Source organism: Allobosea sp. 117 (assembly GCF_000702305.1).
Classification (GTDB): Bacteria; Pseudomonadota; Alphaproteobacteria; order Rhizobiales; family Xanthobacteraceae; genus Ancylobacter.
In genome coordinates this window covers 775,035-800,046 of the sequence record NZ_JNLC01000010.1, presented here as the reverse complement: position 1 = coordinate 800,046, position 25,012 = coordinate 775,035, and the positions used below count along the sequence as shown (strand labels likewise).

Below are 25,012 nucleotides of genomic sequence, written 5' to 3'. Positions count from 1 at the left end.
GGGAAACCCATCACGCCGGCAGCGCGGGTTCCGGCCGGGCGATCTCCACGCCGATATGGTCCCGCATGGCGGAAATGACCTCCAGCCCGCGCGCGATCTCGTGGCTGTTGAAGGCCGAGAAGCCCACCAGAAGGCCCTGCGCCCGGCTGCCGGTCATGTAGTAGGGCGAGAGGGGCCGCAAGACGAGCCCCCTCTCGGCCGCCCGCCGGGCGACGACCTGATCCCTCGCCGTCTCGGCGAGGGGCAGGATGACGTGCGTGCCCCCGAGCGTCATCGGTCGGCAGCAGTCCCGGCCGAAGATATCCTCCAGACCGGTGACGAGTTGCGTCCTGCGGCTGTGGTAGAGATTGCGCATGCGGCGGATGTGGGAGACGAACAGGCCGCGGTTCATGAATTCGGACAGGACCATCTGCTCGATCAGCGAGGCATGCCGGTCCACCACGGCGCGCGCCTTGGCGAAATGCTCGCCGAGATCGGCCGGCACCACAAGATAGCCGAGCCGGAACGACGGCAGAAGCGTCTTGGAGAAGGTGCCCATGTGGATGGTGCGCTGGTCGCCATCCTGCGCATGGAGCGAGCGCATCGCCAGATTGGGGTCGTAGATGAACTCGTGGTCGTAGTCGTCCTCGAGAATCCACGACCCGCAGCGGCTGGCGATGGCGACGAGCGCGTCCCGGCGCTCCGGCGCGAGCTGACTGCCGAGCGGATAATGGCGGGCCGGCGAGGTGAAGATCAGCCGCGGCGCCGGGTGAAGCGAGATGGCCTCGTCGAAGCGCCCGCCCCGCTCGTCGACCGGCACGGGGCAGACCACGCCGCCATTGGCGCGGATCACCGAGCGGGTGCCGACATAGCTCGGCTCCTCGAGCCAGACGGGGTCGCCGGCGTCGAGCAGCATACGGCAGACGAGGTCGAGCCCCTGCTGCGAGCCGGTGGTAATGATCACCTGCTCATAGCTGCACACCACCCCGCGCGAGGCGCTGAGATGCTGCGCCACCGCGCGGCGCAGCGGTTCGTAGCCGGCGCTGGAGGCCTCGGCGAGAATCTGCCCGGTCAGCCGGCCGGAGGTCTCGTTGAGCAGCCGCAGCCAGGTGCGGATCGGAAATTCGCGCAGGTCCGGCAGGTCGGGCATGAAGGGCGTCGGCCGCTCGGAGAATTCGCCGGTCGAGGAGACCACTAGGCTTTTCCCGCGGCGCGACAGCGAGCGGAAGGGGTAGCTGCCATTGGGCTGATCCTCCGTCATCGTCGGCGCCGACATCGCGTCCCGTCGCGGCGCGGCATCGACCACGAAGGTGCCGGCACCGACCCGGCTCGCCAGCAGCCCCTCCTCCGTAAGTACCTCGAAAACCTGCACGATCGTGTTGCGTGACACGCCGAGTTCGTTCGCGAAAATGCGCGTGGACGGCAGCTTGCTGCCGACGGCGAGGCGGCCCGAGAGGATCGCGCTTTTCATTGCCTCCGTGATCTGCCGGTAGATCGGGACATCGGACGACTTGTCGAACTCGACCGCGACAAGCGAGCCGGTGATGGCGGTCTTCGGCATCGATATTCCCTCGGCCTGCCCGAAATCCTCGCACCTCGTCCGGCGGCAATGGTGCCAATCGGAATTGGTACTCCGGAAAAATTCAAAATGGCACTAACGACGCCAATATGGTCCGCCTATCGTCAATAAGCAAAATAATTCTTCACATAAACTAGACAAATTCGCCATCGACCCAAGCAATTCAAGATTTATCAACAATCTTGGAAAGCAGACGATTGCCTAAAATTTACAACCTCTACGTCAATTCGTGAGGTTTTGTAACTCAACAACAACCTTCCAGGGTCACCATGAAGAACAATAGAACCGAGATCGAATCCCTTCTGACCGATTTCGACGCAGGCGGCGTCAGCCGTCGTGGCTTTCTTCGCCGCATGGCCGCATTCGGGGTATCGGCCGCCGTCGCGAACATCATCGTGCAGTCGCCATTCGGCGCCCGCCAGGCCTTCGCCGCCATCATGGGCTCGGAAGAACGCGCCTGGGCGCTCGCCAAGGAAGCGGCGGCCAAGGCCACCAAGAAGAGCCTGACCGTGCTGATCCCGACCGGCTCCATCGGCAACATGACGCCCTATGTCGGCAAGTGGAAGAACGAGCTCGGCATCGACATCACCTTCATCGAGGAGCCGGACGAGGTCGTCCACACCAAGGGCATGCAGGAAGCCGTCGCCAAGACCGGCGCCTATGACGTGCTGATGCCGACCGCCATGTCCTATCCGGACTGGATCGACGCCGGCGTCATCTACGATCTCACGCCCTGGACCGAGAAGTACCAGCCGGACATCTTCGACCCGCAATGGGGCGTCGTATTCCCCGCCAGCCACCACGCCCAGCTCTATAACGGCCGTGTCGCGGGCCTGCTGTGCGACGGCGACCAGATCACCCTGCTCTGTCGCGACGACTACATCAGGAATCCCGACAAGGCGAAGGCCTTCGCCGACAAGCACGGCTATGCGCTCTCCACGCCGAAGACCTGGAGCCAGTACCGCGATATCGCGGCCTTCATGCACGATCCCGCGAACAAGTTCTTCGGCAGCCTCGAATATCGCTCCCGCTACTATGTGAAGTGGATGTTCATGCAGCGCCTCGCCTCCAAGGGACGGCTGTGGTTCGACAAGGACATGAACCCCACCTTCAATTCCGACGAAGGGCTGGCGGTGCTGGACGACATGATGGAGATGAACAAGTACCTCCATCCGGATGCGTTCTCCTTCACCTGGTCGTCGAACTACAACGCCTTCGGCCGCGGCGAAGGCTTCATGAACATCTGCTGGCCCTCGGGCTTCAAATACTCCAAGGCACCGTCCACGGGTCCCGCCACCAGCGGCAAGATCGCCGCCACCGTGATGCCTGCCGACAAGCTCAAGGACGGCACGCTGCTCTATGCCGGCATGTTCTGCTGGGGCTACGGCTACGCCGTCTCGAAGTATTCGGCCAATCCCGAGCTGGCCTATGCCTATGCGCAGTGGATGACCTCTCCGACCATCTCGATGGATGCTATCCCCTATCTCGGCGGCTATTCCGATCCCTACCGGATCAACCACATGAAGCAGCCGACCCAGCGGATGATCGACACCTATTCTCCGGAGTATCTGGAGACGCTGTACAACAACATCGTCAACACGGTGCCGGACTTCTGCCTGCCGGGCGGCTTCGAATATCAGGACGCGCTCGACAAGGAAATCCACGCCTGCATGACCGGCGAGAAGGCGCCCAAGAAGGCGCTGGACGACGCGGCGCGGTCCTTCGACCGCATCACCCGCCGCGTCGGCAGGGAAAAGGTCCAGAAGTCCTGGCTGGTCCTCGCCAAGAACCTCGCCGAGCCGATCAAGAAGGCATCCGGCGCCGATCAGTGGGGCTAGAGCATTTTCCGCGAAAGTTGAGAGACTTTCGCGATCAGAAAATGCTCCAGCCAATTGAATCGAGGGCACTTTCTTATCGATCAGGTGATTCCACCTGATCGGAAAGGGCTCTAGCCCCGCCAGCGCAGCGGCGGCGCCCTCCCCGGCTCCGCCGCTCCCCTCACCGCCGCCATCGCGCCGGGCTCGTCCCGCGCCGGCGGCGAGCCGCAGCCTGCAACGAGAACCCGATGACCTCTTCTGCCGATGCCGCGCTCACCCGGCTCTCACGGGACGGCCAGACGGAAACCGAAGACAGAATGCTGGGCGCGCACGCCCCGGCACGTCCCGGTGCTCCCATGAGGGGCAATCTGGGCCTTGCCCGCTTCTTCGCGGTGCCGGGCCAGATCGTCTCCGTGCTGGTGCTGGTGATGCCGCTGCTGGTGGCGCTCTATATGAGCTTCACCGACTGGACGCCGACGCGCGGCTCGCTGCTCGACGCGTCCTTTGTGGGCTTCGAGAATTACAGCGAGCTGCTGATCTATGACAGCCGCTTCCTCGAGGCGGTGACGCGCACGGTGCTGATCTCGGTGGTGTGCCTCGCGTTCGAATTCACGCTCGGCCTCGGCCTCGCCGTGCTGTTCCTGCGCGAGTTCCGCGGCAAGGCGATCCTGTTCTCGGCGTTCCTCACGCCGATGATGATCCTGCCGGTGGTGGTCGGCTACACGTTCTGGATGCTGTTCCAGTCGAACGGGCCGATCAACCAGGTGATCGCGCTCGTCGCCGGCGAGGGCGCCATGCCGGAATGGTTCCGCAGCGCGCCGCTCGCGATCGCCACCGTGATCGTCACCGAGGTGTGGCACTGGACCCCGCTGTTCTTCCTCATCCTGCTGTCCGGGCTCAACGCGGTGCCGGAGAACCCCGTGCGCGCCGCGGTCATCCTCGGCGCCTCGCCGCGGCAGGTGTTCTGGCGCGTCGTGCTGCCCATGCTGAAGCCGGTGATCATCGTCGCCTTCGTCATCCGCGGCATGGAGGTGATCAAGCTGTTTGACGAGGTGTTCATGCTGACGCGCGGCGGCCCCGGCACCGCCACCGAGACGATCAGCCTGTACATCTACAAGCTCGCCTTCAACGACTTCCAGCTCGCCTATGGCGCGGCGGCCGCCTTCCTCGTCCTCATCGGCACGCTGGTCATCATCAACTTCATGCTGCTCCCGGTCCGCGACCAGCTTCTGGAGGCGCGACGCTGATGCTCGTCCGCAAGCTCACCTGGCCGCTCGCGTTTCTCATGGCGCTGGCGCTCGTATTTACGTTGTTCCCGGTGTTCTGGATCGTGATGACGGCGATCAAGCCGCCGACCGACTGGAACGCCGCCCCGGCGATCTGGATCCCGCACGAGCCGACGCTGGTGAATTTCCGCACGCTGTTCGACCCGAACGCCATCCGCGAATACGGCGTCGGCGGCGTCAGCCAGGCGGCGACGGCATCGGTGCTCGGCTCGATCTTCGCCTCGGTGACGGCGACGTTCTTCTCGATCCTGATCGGCCTCTTCGCCGCCATCGGACTGTCGCGCTACGCCACCATGAGCAAGGCGACACCGCTCGTCATCCTCTCCGGCCGCATGTTCCCGCCGGCGGCGATCGCCGTGCCCTTTGTGATCATCTTCTCAGCGACCAACGTCATCGACACCTATAGCGGCCTGATCGCCATCTATGTCGCGGTCACGCTGCCCTTCTCCACCTGGATGCTGAAGAGTTTCGTCGACGACCTTCCGCGCGAGATCGAGGAGGCGGCGATGATCGACGGGCGCTCGCGGCTGATGGCGCACCTCACCGTGACCATCCCGCTGATCCGCGGCGGCCTGTTCGCCACCACCATGCTCATCTTCATCCTCAACTGGTCGGAATTCATGTTCGCGCTGGTGCTGTCCTACACCAACGTCACCACCATCCCGGTGCAGCTCGCCAAATACGTCACCGCGACCGCCGGCACGCTCTATGGCGTGCAGGCCGCGCTCGCCGTGCTGGCCATGCTGCCCCTCGTCATCGGCGGCTTCATGATCCAGTCCCATCTCGCCCGCGGCATGACCTTCGGAGCGGTGAAGCGATGAGCACGCCGAAGCTCGAGCTGGTCAGCCTCCACAAGGAGTTCGCCGACGGGTCCGTCGCCGCCGTGGACGGCATCGACCTCACCGTGGCGGCGGGGGAGACCGTCGCGCTGCTCGGCTCGTCCGGCTGCGGCAAGTCGACGACGCTGAACATGATCGTCGGCCTGGAAGAGCCGACCTCCGGCGACATCCGCATCGACGGGCGCTCGGTGATCGGCGTGCCGCCGGGTCGGCGCAATGTCGGCCTCGTATTCCAGGACTACGCCGTCTTCACCTCCATGTCGGTGCGACAGAACCTCGCCTTCGGCCTCGCGGTACGCGGGATCGGCAGGGGGGAGATCACGCGCGCCGTCGGCGAGGTCGCCGAGCTGCTCGGCATGAGCGACAGGCTCGACGCGAGGGCGAAGGACCTCGGCGGCTCGGAGCTGCAGCGCGTCGCCATCGGCCGGACGCTCGTCACCAAGCCCGACATCCTGCTGCTGGACGAGCCGCTCTCCAATCTCGAGGCGGCGGCACGGCTCGCCATGCGCAAGGAGCTGCGGCGGCTGCAGAAGGAGGCCGGCCTCACCATCATCTATGTGACGCATGACCAGGTCGAGGCCCTCTCGCTCGCCGACCGCATCGCGGTGATGAGTGCGGGCAAGATCCGCCAGGTGGAGCGCGCCTCCGCAATCTGCGAATGGCCGGGCCACATCTTCGTGGCGAGCTTCATGGGATCGCCGCCGATGAACCTCGTGCGCGGCGCACTCCGGCATGACGGCACGGGCCTGCGCTTCGTGAGCGACGGCTTCTCGCTGGCACTGCCGGAACACGCCGCCATCGGCGCCAATGATGCCGCCGGGCCGGTGATCCTCGGCATCCGGCCGGAAGCGATCCGGCTCGCGCCCGCGAGCGCGACGACCCTCGCCGCGAGGGTGCGGCTGGTCGAGCCGCGCGGGCCCGATGCGGTGGTGACGCTCGATTGCGCGCGCCAGCCGCTCAAGGCCGTCGTTCCCGCTCATGGACGCCCCGAGGAAGGCGCCGAGGTCAACATCGCGGTCGACCCGATGACGCTCGTGCTGTTCAGCGGCCGCACCGACCTGCGCCTGCCGCTCCGCGGGAAGGAGGCGGCATGAACGCGCTGATGCACGCGACGATCGAGGTGCCCACCCTCGCGATGGAGCATCTGACCAAGAGCTTTCGCCACCAGCCGGCGCTGGACGACGTGAGCTTCATGGTGCCGAAGGGTGCGCTCACCGTGGTGCTCGGCGCCGCGGGAGCGGGAAAGACCACTCTGCTGCGGAGCATTGCAGGCCTCGAGCAGCCCGATCGCGGCCGGATCCTGCTCGGCGGCAGGGATGTCGCCGGCCGTGAGCCGAAGGACCGCAACCTCGCGATGATCTTCGACAATCTCGCGCTCTACCCGGACAAGACCGGCTTCGACAACATCGCCAGCCCGCTGCGAATCCGCGGCGACAGCCGCGCGGAGATCGAGACGGCGGTGAAGGAGGTCGCGGCGCGGCTGAGGATCAGCCACATACTGGCGCGCAAGCCGAAGACAATGAGCGGCGGCGAGCGCCAGCGCGTGGCGCTCGGACGCGCACTGGTCCGCACCCCGTCGCTGTTCCTGCTCGACGAGCCGCTGTCGAGCCTCGATGCCATGCTGCGCATCGAGCTGCGCGCGGAGCTGCGCCGGCTGCAGCGCGAGCTCGGCTACACCTTCCTGATGGCGACGCCCGATTTCGCCGAGGCGATGGCGATCGCCGATACGGTGATCCTGCTTCGAGCCGGCAGGATCGTGCAGATTGCCGATCCGCAGACGCTCTACGACGCCCCCGTCGACCGCGACGCCGCGCGTTTCGTCGGCGCGCCGGAGATCAATCTCGTTCCCGCGCGGATCGAGCCGGGGCACGGTCTCCATATCGCCGGCGGCGTGCTGCCGCTGCCCGACCGGCTGGCGGCGCTGGCCGGCTCCGGGCCGGTCGCGGTCGAGGCCGGCATCCGGCCGGAAGCCATAGGCCTTGCTCCAGCTGACGCCGCGCCGATCTCCGGCACCGTGTCCGACATCGAGCCGCTCGGCGCGCAGGCCGCCGTCACCGTCACGGCCGGCGAAGCGGAGCTGCGGCTGGTGGCCGGTGCGGCCGACCTCGCCTCGCTCGCCCCCGGCACCAAAGTCGGTCTCTCCATCGCCGCCGAGCGGATCACCGCCTTCGATCCCCGCAGCGGAACGCGTCTTGCCTGACGACCGCGCACGGAATCAGGCGCACGGAGTTGGGCGATCTGCCCCGTCACATTGAGGAAACGACATGCGCATTCTGGTCTTCCAGCATCTGGCCGTGGAGCATCCCGGCATCTTCCGGGAGTTCTGGCGGGAGGACGGCCATAGCTGGGACGTCGTCGAGCTCGATGCCGGCGACCCAATCCCGCCGCTCGACGACTATGAGCTGATGGTGGTCATGGGCGGTCCGATGGATGTGTGGGAGGAGGGCATCCATCCCTGGCTCGCGCCGGAGAAGGCGGCGATCCGGCGGTGGGTGGTCGAGCTCGGCCGGCCCTATCTCGGCGTGTGCCTCGGCCATCAGCTACTCGCCGAGGCGCTGGGCGGCAAGGTCGCCCCCATGCGGGCACCGGAGGTCGGGCTCGCCGATGTGGCTTTCACTGCCGAGGGACGCGCCGACCCGATCTTCGCCGGGCTCGGCACCGGCATGACGACCTTCCAGTGGCACGGCGCCGAGATCGCCACCCTTCCCGAGGGCGCGATCACGCTCGCCGGCAATGCGGCCTGTGGAACGCAGGCGATCCGCTGGGGGCGGCATGCCTATGGCGTGCAGTTCCATGTCGAGATCACCCCGACAACGGTGGCCGATTGGGAAGCCATTCCCGCCTACCGGGCGAGCCTCGAGGTCGCGCTCGGCCGCACCGAGGCCGCGCGTCTCGGCGCCACGGTCGCGCCCCGGCTGGGCGCCTTCGCCGCCACCGCGCGGGCGCTCCACGCCAATTTCACGACGATCCTCGCGCCTCGTCCCGGCCGCACCGCGGCCTGATCGACGCGCCAAGAAAACCAGAGAGGTTGCAATATGCTGAAGGTATTTGACGAAGGTACGCAGCGGCGTCACGTACCGCCGTTGGAGCTGGCGACGCGGGCCGAAGCCGAGGCTTTCGTCGAGAAGGTCAAGGCGGCAGGCTACGAGTTCCTGCGCTTCGAACTGCCCGACATGGCCGGCATGAGCCGGGGCAAGACCATTCCGCTCAACCATGTCGCCGGCTACATGAGATCCGGCCTCAATCTCTACGGCGGCACGGTCGCGCTCGACAGCTATTCGATCCCGGTGCGCAATTCCGGCTATAATGAGGAGATGAACTACCAGGATTGCGTGATGGTCGTCGACCAGGACACGCTTTCCCCTGTGCCGTGGCTGGAGAAGACCGGCCGGGTGATCTGCGACACCATGTGGTACAGCAACGAGGTGCAGCTCGCCGCCCCGCGCATGCTGCTCAAGAAGATGCTGTCGGTTGCCGAAACCTTCGGCTTCAAGGTGATGATGGGCCACGAATACGAGTTCTACGTGGTCGACGCGCAGACGAGACAGCCCATCTTCGGCGGCCAGCCGATCTTCGCGACCGCCCGCACCCATCAGCATCCGGCGATCGAGGAACTGGTGAAGGTCCTGCAGGCGCAGGGCATCGACATCATCACCTACAATGTCGAGCACGGCCCGGGCCAGGTCGAGATCAACTACTCCGCCATGGTCGGCGTCGAGGCGGCCGACCGGGCCTTCGTGTTCAAAAGCACGGTGAAGGAGTATCTGGCCCGGCACGGACTGCTCGCGACCTTCATGACCAAGCCCTACAAGGGCCTGTCCGGAAGCTGCTCGCACTTCCACATCTCGCTGCTCGACAAGGAGACGGGCGAGAACGCCTTTCTTGATCTGAACGACCCGGACGGCCTGTCCGGCACCTTCAAGAGCTTCATCCAGGGCGTGCTCGACCATGCGCGCGGCTCGATGGCGATCTGGAGCCCGACGCCGAACTGCTACCGCCGCATCCGCCCGCGCACCTACGCGCCCTCCAACATCTCCTGGGCCATTCAGGACCGCTCGGCTTCGGTGCGGGTGAAGGCGAGCCGGGACAAGTCCACCCACATGGAGGTGCGCGTTCCCGCCGCCATGTCCAACCCCTATCTCGTCGCCGCGTCGGTCATCGCCTCCGGCCTGCTCGGCCTGATGCAGCAGCGCGAGCTCATGCCCTCCGGCAGCGGCCCGAAGGAGGACGATGCGAGCTACGCCAAGCTTCCGACCGAGATCGACGACGCGCTCGATGCCTTCGAGGCCGACACCGCGCTGCGCGACCTGCTCGGCGAGGAGTTCGTGAAGGTCTATCTCGCCATGAAGCGGCAGGAGACGGCGCGGCTGCGCGACGAAATCCCGGCGGCGGAAATCAATGAATATTTCGAGTACTACTGAGCCCGTGAGCCAGACCGGCCATCCGGGCGCGGATGTCTGCTGGCTCTCCATCGACCAGCTCACGGCCGGCTATCGGACGGGCGCGCTGTCGCCGATCGAGGTGGCGCGGGCGCTGATCGCGCGCATCCGCATGCTCGACCCAGTCGTGAACGCCATCGTCCATCTGGACGAGGCCTACACGCTGGCGATGGCCGAGGCTTCGCTCGCGCGCTGGCGCGAGGGGCGCCCCCTCTCCGCCATGGACGGCGTGCCGGTGACCATCAAGGACCTGTCCGCCGTCGCCGGCATGCCGAAGCGCCGCGGCTCGCTCGCCTTCGGCAGCGAGCCGGTGGGCGAGGACACGCCCTGCGTCGCGCGGATGCGCGAGGCCGGCGCGGTGTTCCTCGCCAAGACCGCGACGCCGGAAGCCGGCTGCAAGGTGGTGACGCGCAGCCCGGTTCACGGGGTCACGGCCAACCCTTATGACCTCACCCGGACGCCGGGCGGCTCCTCGGGTGGGGCGGCGGCGGCGCTGGCGCTGGGCTTCGGCCCGGTGGCGCTGGGCAGCGACGGGGCGGGCTCGATCCGCATCCCTGCCGCCTACACCAACCTGTTTGGCCTCAAGCCCGGCTTCGGCCGGGTGCCGGCCTTCCCGCCGGACATCGACATGCCGCATTCGGTGGTCGGGCCGATGGCTCGGACGGTGCGGGACGCGGCAATCATGCTCGCGGTGATCAGCCAGCCGGAACCGCGCGATCCCTATATGTGGCCGGTGCCGTTCACACCGCCGGCGGATCTCGCGATGCCGGATCTGTCGGACCTGCGGATCGCGTTTTCGGCCCGGCTCGGCTGCACCGCGCCGCTCGTCGATGCCGAAAGCGACGCGTTGGTCGCGCAGGCTACGCCGCTGCTCGCCGATGCCGGGGCGGTGGTCGAAGAGGCCGCACCGGCGTGGCCGGTCGACCCGTTCCTGCCCTTCAGGGTGTTCTGGGAGACCGCCTGCCTCGCCTGCGTCGAGGGAACGCCGGCAGAGAAGCGCCGGCTGCTCGATCCGCTGATCCTCCAGGTCGGCGCCACGGGCGCACGGGTGTCGCTCACCGCTTATATGCGGGCGATGGAACAGCGGATGGCGATCGCGGCCGCCTCGAAGGCGTTCTTCACCCGCTACGACCTGCTGGTCGGACCGGTGATGCCGGTTCCGCCCTATTCGGTGCTGCGCGACGTGCCCGAGGGCTATGCCAACGAAGACTGGAGCTGGTGCCCCTACACCTACCCGTGGAACATGACCGGACAGCCGGCGGCCTCCGTGCCCATCGGCTTCACCGAAGCCGGGCTCCCGGTCGGCGTGCAGATCATCGGCCCCATGGGCGGCGAGGCGGACGTGCTGCGGGCGGCGCGCGCCATCGAGCTTCGCCGGCCTCTGCATCTGAGGCGCCCACCATTGCTGGGTTGACAAAAAAGGCCGCCCCCGATGGGAGCGGCCTTTCCTCGGGACCACCGTCCACTTACTTGGCGACGAAGGCGCGCTCGATCACGAAATCGCCGGGGATGGAGGTGTTGCCCTCCTCGAAGCCGCGCGCCTCCAGCATCGTCTTCAGTTCCGCCAGCATGTCGGGGCTGCCGCAGAGCATGACGCGATCCAGCGCGCGATCCAGTGCCGGCAGGCCGAGATCGGCGAACAGCCTGCCCTCGTCGATCAGGGCGGTGATGCGACCCTGATGGCGGAACGGTTCGCGGGTGACGGTCGGATAATAGAGCAACTGGCCGCGCACCAATTCGCCGATCGCCGGATCGTCCGGCAGGTCATCAGCGAGATAGTCGTGATAGGCGAGCTCCTTCGCCTCGCGCACGCCATGGACGAGGATAATCTGCTCGAAACGCTCATAGGTCTCCGGGTCGCGGACGATGGCCAGGAACGGCGCGAGGCCCGTGCCGGTCGCCAGAAGGTAGAGCCGCCGGCCAGGGCGGAGATAGTCGATCAGCAGCGTGCCGGTCGGCTTCTTTCCGACGATCAGCTCGTCGCCCGGCCGGATGTGCTGCAGCTTCGAAGTGAGCGGGCCGTTCTCGACCTTGATGCTCAGGAACTCCAGATGATCGGCGTGATTGGCGCTGGCGATGGAATAGGCGCGCAGGAGCGGGCGCCCCTCGCTCTCCAGACCGATCATGGCGAAATGCCCGTTGGAGAAGCGCAAAGCGGGGTCACGCGTGGTGGTGAAGCTGAACAGCCGATCTGTCCAGTGATGAACGCTGAGCACGCGCTCATGATGGAAGGCAGGCATGCGATGTCCTCCGGGGAGACCGTCACGGGGCGGCCGTCCACCTTGGCGAATGCGACCGTGCCCGGGACGACCCCGGGCCGGGTTCATTGCTTGTGACGAAAGGGCGGCGCGCGAAACGCGATCGGAGGCGGGGCAGCGCCCCCGCCAGCTCATTTCACGCCGACGTAGCGGAAATCCTTCACGAAAGGGGGCATCTCGATTCCGGGGCTCAGCTTCGGATCGGGCTCCGGCGGGAGCTGGACGAGCTTGAGCGCGACCGATCCCGCCCAGCGGTCCGAGGCATAGTCGTCCGCATCCTCGTCGGGCAGGCCGTCGGCCACCTTGGCCGACACCTCGTCGAGCCGCATGCGGATCACCTTGGTCGCCTTCCACTCCTGCTCCGCCGGCGGGCGGGCATAGGCCCACAGGCCGGGCGCGAGCCGATCGGTGAAGGTCGCTAGCGCCTCGCGCTTGACGTCTTCCTCGCACAGCTCGGCCTCGCCGAAAGCCATGACGGAACGGTACTGGATGTTGTGGTTGAAGGCGGCACGGGAGAACACGATTCCGTCGAGATGGGTGACGGTGAAGCAGACCGGAATACCCTTCTGCTGAGCCTTCAGCATCCGGCTCGCCGATGAACCGTGCCAATAGACATAGTCATCGATCCGCCAGTGATTGGTCGGCGTGACATAAGGCATGCCGTCAATGACGTAACCGACCTGACATACGATGCCGGCATCGATGATCGCGTTTATGGTGTCGCGATCATACTTGGCGAGCCAGTTGTAACGACGAAGCCGCGTCCGGTCGCTTGGCGCAGCGGCTTGCGAAGTACTGCTCATGTCGTTCATTGTTCTTCCTGCTTGAAGGACCACCGTCCTTTCGGAATACAAGCAGGGTGAGTGGCACCTAAGAGCCATTTTGCAAAAGAATTTGGAACCACTGCCGGCCGATGGCGCCGATCCGGACAGCGTCACGCGGGCCGCACGGCGGCAGTGAAAATGTCGTCCATCAGCGGCCGCACATCCGGCTCCGCCTCCAGCGCAAGCAGCCTTCGCACGATCCGGTCCGCCGGAACGTCCAGCCCATGAAGATTGCGCGCCGCCTTGTCGAGGATCGCGGAATCCGGCGCCGCGCGCGCCTCTCCGCCGAGCGGCGCGCCGACATGGTGCGCGAACACGGAGCCATCGGCGAAGGTGATCGCCACGCGGGCAGATGGCAGGCGGGTCTCGCCATTCATCAGCCGGTCCATCTCGGGATCGACCGTCGCCCTCACCTTCGTCGCGACATCGCGCATCGCGGGATCGGCGAAGGCCGCTGGCGCGAACCACTCCGGCCCCGGAGCACGGCCGGTCGCCAGCGCCGCGATGGTGAAGGGCAGGCTGAACTGCGCATCGACGGCATTCGCCGGGCGGCACTCCATCAGCTTGTCGGCGATGACCCCGAAGGACGCGACGTCGACCGATGCGATGGCCTCGCAGGGCCGCCCCGCCGCCGCGAAGGCGGCCTCGAACGCTTCGAGTGCCGGCGCGAGCCAGCGGCAGGCGGGGTAGAGCTTGAAGCTGCCGCGCGCGGCGAACCATTCCGCGCCGAGGCCGCCGGTCACGACGGAAGCGTCGAAGCGGTCGGAACCGATCATCCGCCAGTAGCCCTGCGGGCCGTCGAGCATATCGACGCTGCCGACGAAGCCCGCCTCGCTCATCATCACCGCCTGCACGCCGGCCTGCGCGGCGGGCGCGACGCCGTCCTTCAACGAGATGATGGGTCGGGTGAGCCAGTTGTATTTGTGCAGGCTCGGCAGCGGCGTCAGCGCGCCGGCAAGGCCCAGCGCGTTGCGCATCCGCCGGCCGTCGAGCCCGGAAAGCCGCCCATGCGCCAGGGCGGCGCCGATCGCCTGATGCTGGGCGATGCCGTAGACCTGCTCGAAGCGTTCCGCGCTCGGCTGCATCGCGAGGATGAGGCGGTTGTTCACCTCATAGGCGGCGACAAGGGCGAGCAGGAAATCACGGCCGCTCACCACCTCTGGCCCGAGAGCAGCGAGCGCGGCCGGCACGAGGCTGGAGCCGGGATGGCCCATGCCCTTGCCGGCGATCTCGAAACCGTCGTCGAAATCCAGCGCATTGGCGATCACCGCATTGGCGAAGGCGGCCGCGGTCGGGCTGAAGCGCCCTTCGCTACCGAAGACACGGGCGGTGCCGGCACCACCCATGCGGCTGGCAACCGCACGCGCCTGCCCCGACAGGTCCACATCCCGGCCGGCCACCGCACAGCCCAGCGTGTCGATCAGGTGGAGCCTGATGCGGTGAACGACCCGCTCCGGCACGGCCTCGAAGGCAAGGCCCGCCGCGAAGGCGGCGACCGCATCGGTGATGTTGCCGGTTGTCCGGGCGGTATGCGCCGATGCCTCGGACGGGGCGATACTGCTCATCTCGGATCACACGCGAACTGAGGCCGGCGGGGAGGTCTCAACGCCGGAAATATTTGAGGAATATCCGCCGCTCGATGGCGCCTGCGGTCAGCGTCAGCGGCAGGATGACGGCGACGAAGAAGGCGGCCACGAGGGTGAGCACCTCCAGCGGGCGGAAGGTGTGGATCGACAGCCGCTGGCCCTCATAGAGGATCTCGCCCACCGCGATGTAGCTGCCGAGAACGGAGTTCTTGATCGCCATCACGCACTGGCTGGTGAAGGGCGGCAGCACCCTGAGGAAGGCGAGCGGGCCGGTGATGCGCATCATCACCGTGGTCGGGCGCATGCCGACCGAAAGCCCCGCCTCGACGAGGCCGCGATCCACCGCCTGCACGCCAGCACGGAAGATCTCGGCATAGAACACGCCGGAATAGAGCGCGATGGCGAAGACGCAGGTCCAGAAGGCCGGCAAAGCGAGGCCGGTGAGGATGGGCAGGCAGTAATAGCTCCACACCACCAGCACCAGCGGCGGCACCGAGCGGACCACCTCGATCACCGCCGTCGCGGGGTAGCGCAGCAGGCGGCGCTCCGCCATGCGCAGCGGCGCCAGCGCGAGGCCGACGAGAATGCCAAGCACCACCGACAGGGCGACGAGCTGGAAGGTCACCAGCGCGGCGTTCAGCATCAGGCCGCGATACTGGTAGAACAGCGAGAAGTCCCATTGATAGGTCATGCGGAGGCTCCCGCCTGCACCTGCCGGTGGCTGGCGAAGAACTGTCGGCAGCGCTCGTTTTCCGATTGCGCCATGACGAAATCCGGCGAGCCGCGCTCGACGATCTCGCCGCCCTCCAGCAGTACGACCTCGTCGCACGCGTTGCGCGCGAAGGACATCTCGTGGGTGACGACCACCATGGTGGTGCCGCTCCTCGCCAGATCGAGCATCACCTGCAGCACCTCGCCGACCAGTTCCGGGTCGAGCGCCGATGTCGGCTCGTCGAACAGCATGATCTTGGGCTGCATGGCGAGCGCGCGGGCGATGGCGACGCGCTGCTGCTGGCCGCCGGAGAGCCGGATCGGATAGCTGTCCGCCTTCCCCTTCAGCCCCACCCGGTCGAGCAGATCGAGGCCGCGCGCCTCCGCTTCGGCGCGGTCCATGCCGAGCACCTGCACCGGACCTTCGACGACATTGCCGAGCACGGTGCGGTGCGGCCACAGGTTGAAGTGCTGGAACACCATGGACATCGCCGCCCGCTGGCGGGCGAGGCGCGCGGCGGAGAGCGGACGGCGCCTTCCGGCCGAATTCGTCTCGAAGCCGATCTCCTCACCGTCGAGCAGGATGCGCCCGGCGCTCGGCACCTCCAGCACATTAAGGCAGCGCAGCAACGTGGACTTGCCCGAACCGCTGCGCCCGAGCAGGCCCACGACCTGCGAGGGCCGCACGGCGAGCGAGACGCCCTTGAGCACCTCCACCGCGCCGAAGGACTTGCGCAGGCCCTCGACGACGAGCAGCGGCGGAACGGTTTCGACCTCGCTCGTCATGGCGCGATCTCCGGTCGGATATGCCGTCACTTCTGGGGAACGTATTTCGCCCAGATGCGATCGAGCGTGCCGTCCTTCTGGAGGATGTCGAGCTGTTCGTTCAGCCAGTCGCGCAGCTTGTGGTCCTCGCTCTTGCGCAGGCCGATATTGGTCGGCTGCGAGCGCACCGGCGTCGGGATCACCATGGTGCCCCGGCTGCGCGCCTTGAGATACTGGCCGATCTGCACGTCGCTGGTGACGAGGGCATCCGCCCGCCCGCTCTCCAGCTCCAGATACATGTTGTCGCTCGACTGCACGACCGACCACGCCGTCTTGGGCAGCAGCGGCTGCAGCGCGCGGGTGGCGCCGGCGCCGTCGATGGCGGCGAGCCTGATCGCCGGATCGTCGATCTTGTCCCAGGTGGCATAGGCGTCCGCCGGCCCCTTCAGGGTGAGGATGGCGAATTTCAGCGCGCCCATCGGCTTGGTGAAGTCGATCGCCTTCTCGCGTTCGGGTGTCGCGTTATAGGCGCCGAGCAGGTCGAAGCGGTCGGACTGGAGGCCGGCGACCGCCGTGCCCCACTGCGTCTCGACATAATCGATCTTCACCCCGACCTTGGAGAACATCGCCTCCATCACCTCCGGCACGAGCCCGCCCCACGCGCCGGTCGCGAGGTCCTTCTCGTACCATGGCGGCGCCTGCACGGCGCCGACCCGCACCACCTTGGCGTCGACGATCTTCTGAAGGTCGCTCTTGTCCTGGGCCATCGCGCCGGTCGCGGCCGCGAGCGCGACCGCAGCCGGCAGGAGACGCCGCACCAGCGGCTGAAGGATCCGCATGACTATTCCGTCCTCTGCTCTGGATGATCGGGCGGCTGGGCCGCACCGGTTGCCGTTCGGCTTATGGCCCTAAACTGGCGATCGGCATATATTCTGTCCAATACCGATTTTTTAGAAATTCATAGCCTGAGGGAATGGGTATGGATCGACGCGAGATGGCGATCTTCACCACGGTGATGCGCCTCGGATCCGTCACCGCGGCCGCATCGGCGCTGGGCATGGCGCAGCCCTCGGTGAGCAAGGCGATCGCCCTGACCGAACACCGGCTCGGCTTCCGCCTGTTCGACCGCGTGCGGGGCCGGCTGACGCCCACCGCCGAGGCATTGCTGGTGCTGGAAGAAGCCATGCGCATCGAGGAGGAGCTGTCGCGCTTCGACCGTTACCTCGACAATGTGCGCCATCTCCGCGCCGGACAGCTCCGCGTCGCGGCGACGCCCGCGCTCGCGCTGACCATGCTGCCGCTGGCGGCCCGCATCTTCCGGCGCGCCCTCCCCGACTACGGGCTGGTGCTCGACATGCATCTCAACCACGAGATCGCCGGCGTGGTGGAGCGTGGCCAATACGACCTCGGCTTCGCGGTCGTACCCTCCTCGGACGAGACGGAGACCCTGTCCGCCATCCGGCGCGGACGGATCGTCTGCGTGCTTCCGGCCGATCATAAGCTGGCCTCTTCACCGACGATCCGGTGGGAGCAGGTCGATCCGGCGGAGTTCATCTACATCACGACCGATGCGCGGCTGGTCGCGCTGCTGGAGGCCGGCATACCGGACTTCCGGCGCCGCCTGCAATCGGCGACCGAGACCAACCGCTACACCATCGCGGTCAACCTCGTCCGGCAGGGCGCGGGGCTCACCGTGGTCGACGAGTTCACCATGGTGGGCGTCGACATGCGCGGGCTCGCCGTGCGCCCGTTCGAGCCGGAGCTCCGCGTCTCGCTCGCCGCCGCGGTCAATCCCCGCCGCATGGCGAAGAAGGCCCTGCGGCCCTTCCTCGACGCGGTGGACACAGTGCTCGGTCCGGACGCCGGAGCCGCGGGGCGATAGCCGCGCTATTCGAAGGTGCTCACCTCGCGGGCGGTCTCGGCGATGATCTCCTGCAGCGTGGCGAGCCGCCGCTGCTTGTAGACGGCGCAGAAATGCACCGGCGCCGGCTCGGGATCCACGGAGAGGACACGCAGGCGCCCCTGCCCGACCTCCTGCGCGTAGCAGCTTGGCGGCAGGAGGCTGACGCCGACATTGGCCGCCGTGAGGGTGGAGAGCACATTCATGCTGTTGCACAGATCCGGCCGCTGCGTCGAACCGCTGGCATCGAGCCAGGCCGATGTGGTCTGGTAGTGGATCGAATTCTCGCCCAGCGAGAGGATGCGCAGGCCGGCGAAGTCCGCCGCCACCAGCGCTCTGTCCGGCAGGTTCACCTCCGGCCCGGCCATCCACCGGAAGGTCACCGCGCCAAGCGGATGCACCACCAGCGAGGGATCGAAGGCCTCGCCCGGGATGAAGGCGATGTCCAGCTCGCCGGACATCAGCCGGCTGCGCAGCGGGGCGGTGAGCGAGATATCGAGCTCGAGGCTGATGTTCGGATAGCGCTCGTGGAGGGTTGCCGCCAACTGCGGAAGCCAGGTCACCGCCACCAGCTCCGCGACGCCGACGCGGACGACGCCGGACAGCGTCTCGCGCGGCGCGATGTGCTGGCGGATTTCCTCCTGGAGCGTCAGCGCGCGCTCCGCATAGCCGACGAGCTCACGTCCCTTCGCAGTCACGGTAGCCTTGCGCTGGCTGCGGTCGAACAGCACGACCCCGAGATCGCTCTCAAGCTCCTGAATACGCGCGGAAATGGTCGATTGCGTCGCGTGAAGCTTGTTTGCTGCGGCTGCGAAGCTTCCGAGCCTCACGATCTCAACAAAAGTCTCCAACTGACGGAAGTTCATTGAACTGAGGCACCCTACTCATCGACTATCTTGCACAGTATCGATCGAAAACAATCGTTTTCAATCAAAAAATCCTGAGCCTAGGCTGCGTTTGGATGGGGCGGCAGACGCCTCGTCTACACAACAACAACGGAAATAGCGCCGCGTGACGTCACGAAGCGCGTCGTCCGGGTGCGGACGGCGGGCTCGGGCCGATCTATGCTTGGAAGGCCGAAGACCGGGCAAACCCGGCGCGCGGTGAGGGATGTGAAACATGCTCCCCGCACAGGGGATGCCCAGGAGGAACAGATGGCCTCACATGCGGGGACGTCGCCCTTGAGCGACGCCGACATCGCGCGCCACGCACGCCGCGCCGTTATCGCCTCGACCGTCGGCACGATGATCGAATGGTACGATTTCTACCTGTACGGCCTGGTCGCCGCGCTGGTCTTCGGAAAGCTCTATTTTCCCTCGCAGGACCCCTATTCGGCGACGCTGCTCGCCTTCTCGACCTTCTTCCTCGGCTTCGTCGCGCGCCCGGTCGGCGCCATGATCTTCGGCCATTTCGGCGATCGCATCGGCCGCAAGGGTACGCTGGTCGCGACGCTGCTGCTGATGGGCATCAGCACGGTGCTGATCGGGCTCGTGCCGACCTATGAGAGCATCGGCATCTGGGGTGCCGTGGCGCTCACCGTCCTGCGCATGCTGCAAGGCATCGGCGTCGGCGGCGAATGGGGCGGCGCCATCGCGGTGGCCACCGAATGGTCGAAGTTCGACAAGCGCCGCGGCCTCGCGGCCAGTTGGCCGCAATTCGGCTCCCCGCTCGGCATGCTGCTCGCGGTCGCCGCGCTGACCCTCACCTCCTGGGCCGGGTCGCCGGAATGGTTCGAGACGATCGGCTGGCGCATCCCCTTCCTGATCAGCGCGGTCCTCATCGTCGTTGGCCTGTACATCCGGCTCGGCGTGCTGGAGACGCCGGTGTTCCAGCAGATCCAGGAGAAGAAGCAGATCGCACGCACCCCGGTGCTCGAAGCGGTGCGCGGCTATTGGCGGGAGATCGTCCTCACCTGCCTCATCCGCACCGGGCAGCAGGCGCCCTTCGTGCTCTTCACTACTTTCCTGCTGGCCTATGGCACGAAGAATCTCGGCCTGGAGCGCTCCTTCCTGTTCAACTGCGTGCTGGCGGCGGCGGCGCTGTCGCTCTTCACCACGCCGCTGTTCGGCTATCTGTCGGACCGCATCGGCCGCAAGCGCATGTATCTCATCGGCGCCTTCATGATGCTGGCCTTCGCCTTCCCCTATTTCTGGATGCTGGACTCGAAAATCCCCTTCCTCGTCGTCCTCGCCATCCTGCTGTCGCTGCCGATCCACGACATGCAATACGCTCCGCAGGCGGCGTTCATCGCCGAAAGCTTCCCGCCGAGCGTGCGCTATTCGGGATCGTCCATCGGCTATCAGCTCGCCTCGATCACCTCCGGCGGCCCCGCCCCGATGATCGCGGCCTGGCTGCTGCACACCTACGGCACGTCGACGGCGATCAGCACCTACATCGCCGTGATCGCGGCCATCAGCTTCACCTCGGCCTTGTTCCTGCGCGACCGCTCGCAGGACGACTATTCCACCAATGAGGGCTGGGTCCGCGAGGACCGCGGCACGGTATCCGCAAGCATCGCATCGCCTTCGGCCTGAACCTGAGCCGAACTGAGGCCGGGGCAGCGATGCTTTCGCTTGACCCGGCCTTCTTCTTTCGATGGCACCATCGAATATATCGAATATTCCCCATCGAAAACTCTCGCTTTCAATCGAAATATTCGACGCTTAGCATTCCGAATATCGGGATTGGTCGGATATTTCGTCTCGAAATCGGCCATCACGACTACCCGAAAACACGGGAGACCAACGCCATGCCGCACAAGACCCCGGAAACCTCCCAGATGTCGCCGGTCGAGGCCGCCAAGCGGCATCCCCTCATGCTGGGACTTTTCCTCCCCATCCAGTCGGGCGCGTGGAGCCCGTCGCTGGCCCCGCGCAGCACCTCATGGACCTTCGACTACAACGCCCGCTGCACGATCATGGCCGAAAAGCTCGGCTTCGACCTCGTCTTCGGCCTCGCCCAGTGGATGGGCAAGGGCGGCTATGGCGGGGAGATGAAGTTCCGCGAGATGGCGACCGACCCGCTGCTCGTCACCGCCGGCCTCGCCGCGCTCACCGAGCGCATCCTGCTGGTCTCGACGGTGCACATCCTCTACGGCTGGCACCCTCTGCACCTCGCCAAGTTCGGCGCCACCCTGTCCGAGATGAGCGGCGGGCGCTGGGGCCTCAACATGGTCACCGGCTACAAGAAGAGCGAGTTCGAGATGTTCGGGCTCGAGCAGATCGAGCACGACCATCGCTACGTCATGGCCGACGAGTTCGTGACCATGATGAAGCAACTCTGGTCCGAAGACGAGAACCTCTCCGTCGACGGCCAGTTCTGGAAGATGAAGAACGCCTTCGTCGCGCCCAAGCCGGCCGGCGGCAGATGCCTGCTGGTGAACGCCTCGTCGTCCGGCGCCGGCCTCGCCTATGCGGTGAAGCACTCCGACCTGATCTTCGTGACCAGCCCGGCCGGCGCAAACCTCGACAGGGCATGCGAAGCTTTGCCGGCGCACAACCGGCAGATCAAGGATGCCGCGGCGGCGCAGGGGCGCGACATACGCACCCTCATAAACCCGCACGTCATCTGCCGCGAGACCGAGGCGGAAGCCTGGGCGCAGTACGACGCGATATTGAAGCATCAGGACGCGGTGGCGGCGGAGAACTTCTACCGGACCTTCACCGGCGGCGACCAGACCTCGTGGAAGGCGGCGACGCGCGAGCAATGGACGATCGGCGGCAATGTCCACATCGTCGGCACGCCCGCGCAGGTGGTCGAGGGCTTCCAGCGGCTCAAGCGCGCCGGCTGCGACGGCGTGCAGGTCAATTTCTACGACTTCATTCCCGATCTCGAATTCTTCGGCGCCCGCGTGCTGCCGCTGATGCGCGAGGCCGGATTGCGGCTCGACACGCCGCTCGCCGCCGCGGCCTGAGCCGGACGATTTGAGGAGGCCATCATGTCCGAAACCATTCTATCCGCAGATCCGGCCATCGCACCGGGCGAACTGCGCGCCTTCGCCGGCCATTTCGCCACCGGCGTCGCGGTGGTCACCACCACCCATCCGGACGGCCAGTTCCACGGCGTGACCATCAATGCGGTCACCTCGCTGTCGCTGACGCCGCCGCTGTTCCTGATCTGCCTCGATCATCGCTCCAACACGCTCGGCGCCCTGCTGGCGAGCCGGCACTTCGGCCTGCATTTTCTCGCCCGCGAGCAGACCGAGATCTCCCGCGTCTTCGCGTCCAAGCAGGAGGACAAGTTCGCGGCGGTGCCCCATCGCCCCGGGCGGCACGGCAGCCCGCTCATCGAGGGCGTCGTCGCGGCGGCGGAGTGCTCGGTGTCCGAGATCTGCCCCGGCGGCGATCACACCATCATCATCGGCGCGGTAGATCAGGTGCATGTCTTCGGCGGCGAGCCGCTGCTCTATCACCGCGGCGCCTATGCCGCGCTGGAACGCGAAAGGATGGTCGCGTGAGCACGCAGCACCCTTCCCTGCCGAAGCCCCTCGCCGGCCTTCGCGTACTGGAATTCGCGCAGATCGCGGCCGGTCCCTTCACCGGCTGCCTGCTCGCCGATCTCGGCGCCGACGTCGTCAAGGTCGAGCGGCCCGACGGCGGCGACGGCATGCGCGGCTGGCCGCCGCTGCACGCGAGCGATGAGGACCCCGCCGACGTGTTCAGCGGCAACTTCTCCTCGCTGAACCGCAACAAGCGTTCCGTCGCCCTCGACATCAAGGACAAGGCCGACCTTGCCCGGCTGTACGAGCTGGCGGAGCACGCCGACATCTTCATCGAGAACTTCCGTCCCGGCGCGCTAGCACGATCGGGCCTCGCCTATGAGGACCTGAAGGCGCGCAATCCGCGCCTCGTCTATTGCTCCATCACCGGCTACGGCCAGACCGGCCCCTATGCCCAGAAAGGCGCTTTCGACGTCACCGTGCAGGCGATGAGCGGCGTCATGAGCGTGACGGGGGAACCCGACGGGCCGCCGGTGAAATGCGGCGTGCCGGTCGGCGATTTCGTGACCGGTCTCTATGCCGGCTATGTGATCCTCGCGGCGGTGATGCAGGCGCGCGCCACCGGTCGCGGCGCCCATGTTGACTGCTCGATCCTGGGCTCGCTGCTCGGCATCGCCGCGCTTCAGACCAGCGAGTATTTCGGTACCGGCAAGGCACCGCGCCGGCTCGGTTCCGCGCACCCGCGCAACGCGCCCTATGCGGGCTTCGAAGCGTCCGACAAGCCGTTCACCATCGCGGCCGGCAATGACAAGCTGTGGCGCGACACCTGCGCCATCGTCGGGCTGCCGGAGCTGCCGGACGATCCGCGTTTCCGCACCCAATCGCTGCGCGCGCTGAATCAGGACGCGCTCGCGGCCATCCTGCAGCCGGTCTTCTCGACGCGCACGGCGGCCGAATGGCTGGCCGAGTTCGACGCCAAGGGCGTGCCCTGCGCGCCGATCAACGATTTCGCCGAGATCCTGGCGGACCCTCACGTGCGCGGCATGGGCTGGGTGCAGACCATGACGATGCCCAACGGCGCGGAGGCGGAGACCGTCGGTTTTCCCATCGCCATGACCGGCTACACTTTCGAGATCGAGCGCCGCCCGCCCGAGCTCGGCGAGCACAACGAGGAGGTCTACCGGGAATGGACGCAACGCCATTTCGCGAAAGCCCTGTGAAGGTTGCCTCGGGCGCCGGGGGGCGGCTTCGCCTGCTGACCCTCGCGCGTCCGGAGAAGGCCAACGCGTTCGACGCCGCGACGGTCGTCGCGCTGACCGCCGGCGTGGACGCCGCAGTGTCCGACGGCCTCCCCATCGCCTTCATGGGCGAAGGGCGGGCTTTCTCCGGCGGGTTCGACTTCACCGGCGTGAACGAGCACAGCGAGGGCGACCTGCTGCTCCGCTTCGTGCGCATCGAGATGCTGCTCAATGCGGTGGGCATGGCGCCGGTCGCCTCCTTCGCGCTGGTGGACGGCGCGGCCTATGGCGCGGCGGCCGACCTCGTCACGGCCTGCACCTATCGCATCGGAACGGCGAAGGCGAAGTTCCGCTTCCCCGGCTTCCGCTTCGGCGTGGCCCTCGGCACCCGCCGCCTCGCGGCCGTGACGGGTGTCGAGGCGGCGCGCGCCATCCTGCTCCAGAACCGCACGATCGGCGCGGAGGAGGCCCTCGATATCGGCCTGCTGACGCATCTGGTCGACGAGGGCGATCTTCTGGCCACCGCCGAGCGGCTGCTGGATGGACATCAAGGCCTGTCTTCCGTCGCCACCGCTCGCCTCCTGAGCCTGACGACGGCCGATACGGGTGACGCCGATCTTGCCGATCTGGTGCGCTCGCTCGAACCCGAGGGCCTGCACGACCGTATTGCCCGCTATCGAGGCGAACACCGCTGATGCAGAAGGGCGTTCGCGAAGCACCGACCGCCTCGCCGGCGGCGACTGGCTATAGCCGAGGATAGGATCGTCATTTCGGGTTGAACAGGAACCGCCGCCGCCCTCCGACGTTGTCAAACCAAATGGAGGGCTGCCATGAAACGCGGTGATTATGTGCGTGTGCTTGCCGACGACTGGGATTTGATCGGTGAACTGGGTGTGGTGACCAATGCGCGCCCGGTGGAATCATCCAGTCAATGTGAAGTTGTGGTGAACGGAGAGGTCGCCTTTCTCGCACCGGAGGATCTGGTTGTAGTCGACCCCGGCAACGTGCCGATGGCGTGGGACGACACGATCCCGATAAAGCGCTGAGAGTGCGATCCGCGATAGCGATGCCGGTCGCTGCGGCCTTCGGGACGGGCTTCTGCCCGGTCGGAAGGACGCTGCGGCTGGCGTTATTGTGGGAACACGATCAGTCTGCCGGCGTTAATGCTCCAGCCAGGGAGGTGATCATGTCCCTTCGCGCTCTCACGGCGGCCGCCTTCATCGCCGCTTCGGCAAGCGTCGCCGTGGCTCAGCCCGATCCGGGCGCCATCAACTCGCCGGGCTCCCTGTCGCCCCCGACCGGGAATCCCGTGTTGCAGAATCCATCGGCGTCGCAGCCGACGCCGACCTTTCA

The 25,012-nt window shown here is 66.7% G+C and carries 23 protein-coding genes; 15 read left to right on the top strand and 8 right to left on the bottom strand.

What is annotated here, in order from left to right:
- Positions 1-10: 10 nt before the first annotated feature.
- A complete protein-coding gene (locus U742_RS0105850) occupies positions 11-1,540 on the bottom strand; it encodes a MocR-like pyridoxine biosynthesis transcription factor PdxR (RefSeq protein WP_051660886.1) in 1,530 nt (509 codons plus the stop codon).
- A 287-nt stretch (positions 1,541-1,827) separates the two neighbouring features.
- Here U742_RS0105850 and U742_RS0105845 point away from each other — a divergent pair, with 287 nt between their 5' ends.
- The 8 genes from U742_RS0105845 to U742_RS0105810 all read left to right on the top strand — a co-directional run bounded on the left by U742_RS0105845 (position 1,828) and on the right by U742_RS0105810 (position 11,353).
- Complete coding sequence (locus U742_RS0105845) at positions 1,828-3,396, top strand: ABC transporter substrate-binding protein (RefSeq protein WP_029350969.1); 1,569 nt, start codon at positions 1,828-1,830, stop codon at positions 3,394-3,396.
- A gap of 335 nt (positions 3,397-3,731) precedes the next feature.
- Complete coding sequence (locus U742_RS0105840) at positions 3,732-4,622, top strand: carbohydrate ABC transporter permease (RefSeq protein WP_248310268.1); 891 nt, start codon at positions 3,732-3,734, stop codon at positions 4,620-4,622.
- Positions 4,622-5,482: a carbohydrate ABC transporter permease gene (locus U742_RS0105835; protein WP_029350965.1), complete on the top strand. Its 861-nt coding sequence runs from the start codon at positions 4,622-4,624 to the stop codon at positions 5,480-5,482. Before U742_RS0105840 ends, U742_RS0105835 begins: the two co-directional genes overlap by 1 nt.
- On the top strand, positions 5,479-6,594 hold the full coding sequence (locus U742_RS0105830) for an ABC transporter ATP-binding protein (RefSeq protein WP_029350963.1): 1,116 nt from the start codon (positions 5,479-5,481) through the stop codon (positions 6,592-6,594). The genes U742_RS0105835 and U742_RS0105830 overlap by 4 nt, the downstream gene beginning before the upstream one ends.
- Positions 6,591-7,700, top strand: a complete 1,110-nt coding sequence (locus U742_RS0105825) for an ABC transporter ATP-binding protein (protein ID WP_051660885.1) — start codon at positions 6,591-6,593, stop codon at positions 7,698-7,700. The genes U742_RS0105830 and U742_RS0105825 overlap by 4 nt, the downstream gene beginning before the upstream one ends.
- Before the next feature lie 64 nt (positions 7,701-7,764).
- Entirely contained in the window at positions 7,765-8,502 is a 738-nt protein-coding gene (locus tag U742_RS0105820; RefSeq protein ID WP_029350958.1) for a type 1 glutamine amidotransferase, read from the top strand.
- Between the two features lie 33 nt (positions 8,503-8,535).
- Entirely contained in the window at positions 8,536-9,921 is a 1,386-nt protein-coding gene (locus U742_RS0105815; protein WP_029350956.1) for a glutamine synthetase family protein, read from the top strand.
- A gap of 4 nt (positions 9,922-9,925) precedes the next feature.
- Positions 9,926-11,353, top strand: coding sequence for an amidase family protein (locus tag U742_RS0105810; RefSeq protein ID WP_197028182.1), 1,428 nt, complete (start codon positions 9,926-9,928; stop codon positions 11,351-11,353).
- A gap of 52 nt (positions 11,354-11,405) precedes the next feature.
- Here the strand turns inward: U742_RS0105810 and U742_RS0105805 are convergent, their stop codons facing one another.
- The 6 genes from U742_RS0105805 to U742_RS0105780 all read right to left on the bottom strand — a co-directional run bounded on the left by U742_RS0105805 (position 11,406) and on the right by U742_RS0105780 (position 16,922).
- A complete protein-coding gene (locus U742_RS0105805) occupies positions 11,406-12,179 on the bottom strand; it encodes a ferredoxin--NADP reductase (protein ID WP_029350952.1) in 774 nt (257 codons plus the stop codon).
- Positions 12,180-12,328: 149 nt separating this feature from the next.
- The gene (locus U742_RS0105800; RefSeq protein ID WP_051660917.1) at positions 12,329-13,000 is read right to left on the bottom strand and encodes a pyridoxamine 5'-phosphate oxidase family protein; all 672 of its coding nucleotides are present in this window, start codon (positions 12,998-13,000) and stop codon (positions 12,329-12,331) included.
- A gap of 131 nt (positions 13,001-13,131) precedes the next feature.
- On the bottom strand, positions 13,132-14,586 hold the full coding sequence (locus tag U742_RS0105795) for an MmgE/PrpD family protein (RefSeq protein ID WP_051660884.1): 1,455 nt from the start codon (positions 14,584-14,586) through the stop codon (positions 13,132-13,134).
- A 37-nt stretch (positions 14,587-14,623) separates the two neighbouring features.
- Complete coding sequence (locus U742_RS0105790; RefSeq protein WP_029350946.1) at positions 14,624-15,298, bottom strand: amino acid ABC transporter permease; 675 nt, start codon at positions 15,296-15,298, stop codon at positions 14,624-14,626.
- Positions 15,295-16,104, bottom strand: coding sequence for an amino acid ABC transporter ATP-binding protein (locus tag U742_RS0105785; RefSeq protein ID WP_029350944.1), 810 nt, complete (start codon positions 16,102-16,104; stop codon positions 15,295-15,297). The genes U742_RS0105790 and U742_RS0105785 overlap by 4 nt, the downstream gene beginning before the upstream one ends.
- Before the next feature lie 26 nt (positions 16,105-16,130).
- A complete protein-coding gene (locus tag U742_RS0105780; RefSeq protein WP_081852842.1) occupies positions 16,131-16,922 on the bottom strand; it encodes a transporter substrate-binding domain-containing protein in 792 nt (263 codons plus the stop codon).
- A gap of 140 nt (positions 16,923-17,062) precedes the next feature.
- Between U742_RS0105780 and U742_RS0105775 the strand changes: the two genes are divergently transcribed.
- The gene (locus tag U742_RS0105775; protein WP_051660883.1) at positions 17,063-17,965 is read left to right on the top strand and encodes a LysR family transcriptional regulator; all 903 of its coding nucleotides are present in this window, start codon (positions 17,063-17,065) and stop codon (positions 17,963-17,965) included.
- 5 nt (positions 17,966-17,970) lie between these two features.
- On the opposite strand, the gene U742_RS0105770 is transcribed toward U742_RS0105775, so the two are convergent.
- Entirely contained in the window at positions 17,971-18,849 is an 879-nt protein-coding gene (locus tag U742_RS0105770) for a LysR family transcriptional regulator (protein ID WP_081852840.1), read from the bottom strand.
- A gap of 315 nt (positions 18,850-19,164) precedes the next feature.
- Here U742_RS0105770 and U742_RS0105765 point away from each other — a divergent pair, with 315 nt between their 5' ends.
- The 6 genes from U742_RS0105765 (at position 19,165) to U742_RS0105740 (ending at position 24,705) form a co-directional block, all read left to right on the top strand.
- Positions 19,165-20,517, top strand: a complete 1,353-nt coding sequence (locus tag U742_RS0105765) for an MFS transporter (protein WP_248310267.1) — start codon at positions 19,165-19,167, stop codon at positions 20,515-20,517.
- A 215-nt stretch (positions 20,518-20,732) separates the two neighbouring features.
- Positions 20,733-21,896, top strand: a complete 1,164-nt coding sequence (locus tag U742_RS0105760; RefSeq protein ID WP_029350931.1) for an LLM class flavin-dependent oxidoreductase — start codon at positions 20,733-20,735, stop codon at positions 21,894-21,896.
- A gap of 24 nt (positions 21,897-21,920) precedes the next feature.
- Positions 21,921-22,439 (top strand): flavin reductase family protein, encoded by a 519-nt coding sequence (locus U742_RS0105755; RefSeq protein ID WP_029350929.1) that lies wholly within the window; start codon positions 21,921-21,923, stop codon positions 22,437-22,439.
- On the top strand, positions 22,436-23,641 hold the full coding sequence (locus U742_RS0105750) for a CaiB/BaiF CoA transferase family protein (RefSeq protein WP_248310266.1): 1,206 nt from the start codon (positions 22,436-22,438) through the stop codon (positions 23,639-23,641). Before U742_RS0105755 ends, U742_RS0105750 begins: the two co-directional genes overlap by 4 nt.
- A complete protein-coding gene (locus U742_RS0105745; protein ID WP_029350926.1) occupies positions 23,638-24,354 on the top strand; it encodes an enoyl-CoA hydratase/isomerase family protein in 717 nt (238 codons plus the stop codon). The genes U742_RS0105750 and U742_RS0105745 overlap by 4 nt, the downstream gene beginning before the upstream one ends.
- Before the next feature lie 135 nt (positions 24,355-24,489).
- Positions 24,490-24,705: a hypothetical protein gene (locus U742_RS0105740; protein ID WP_029350924.1), complete on the top strand. Its 216-nt coding sequence runs from the start codon at positions 24,490-24,492 to the stop codon at positions 24,703-24,705.
- Positions 24,706-25,012 lie beyond the last annotated feature (307 nt).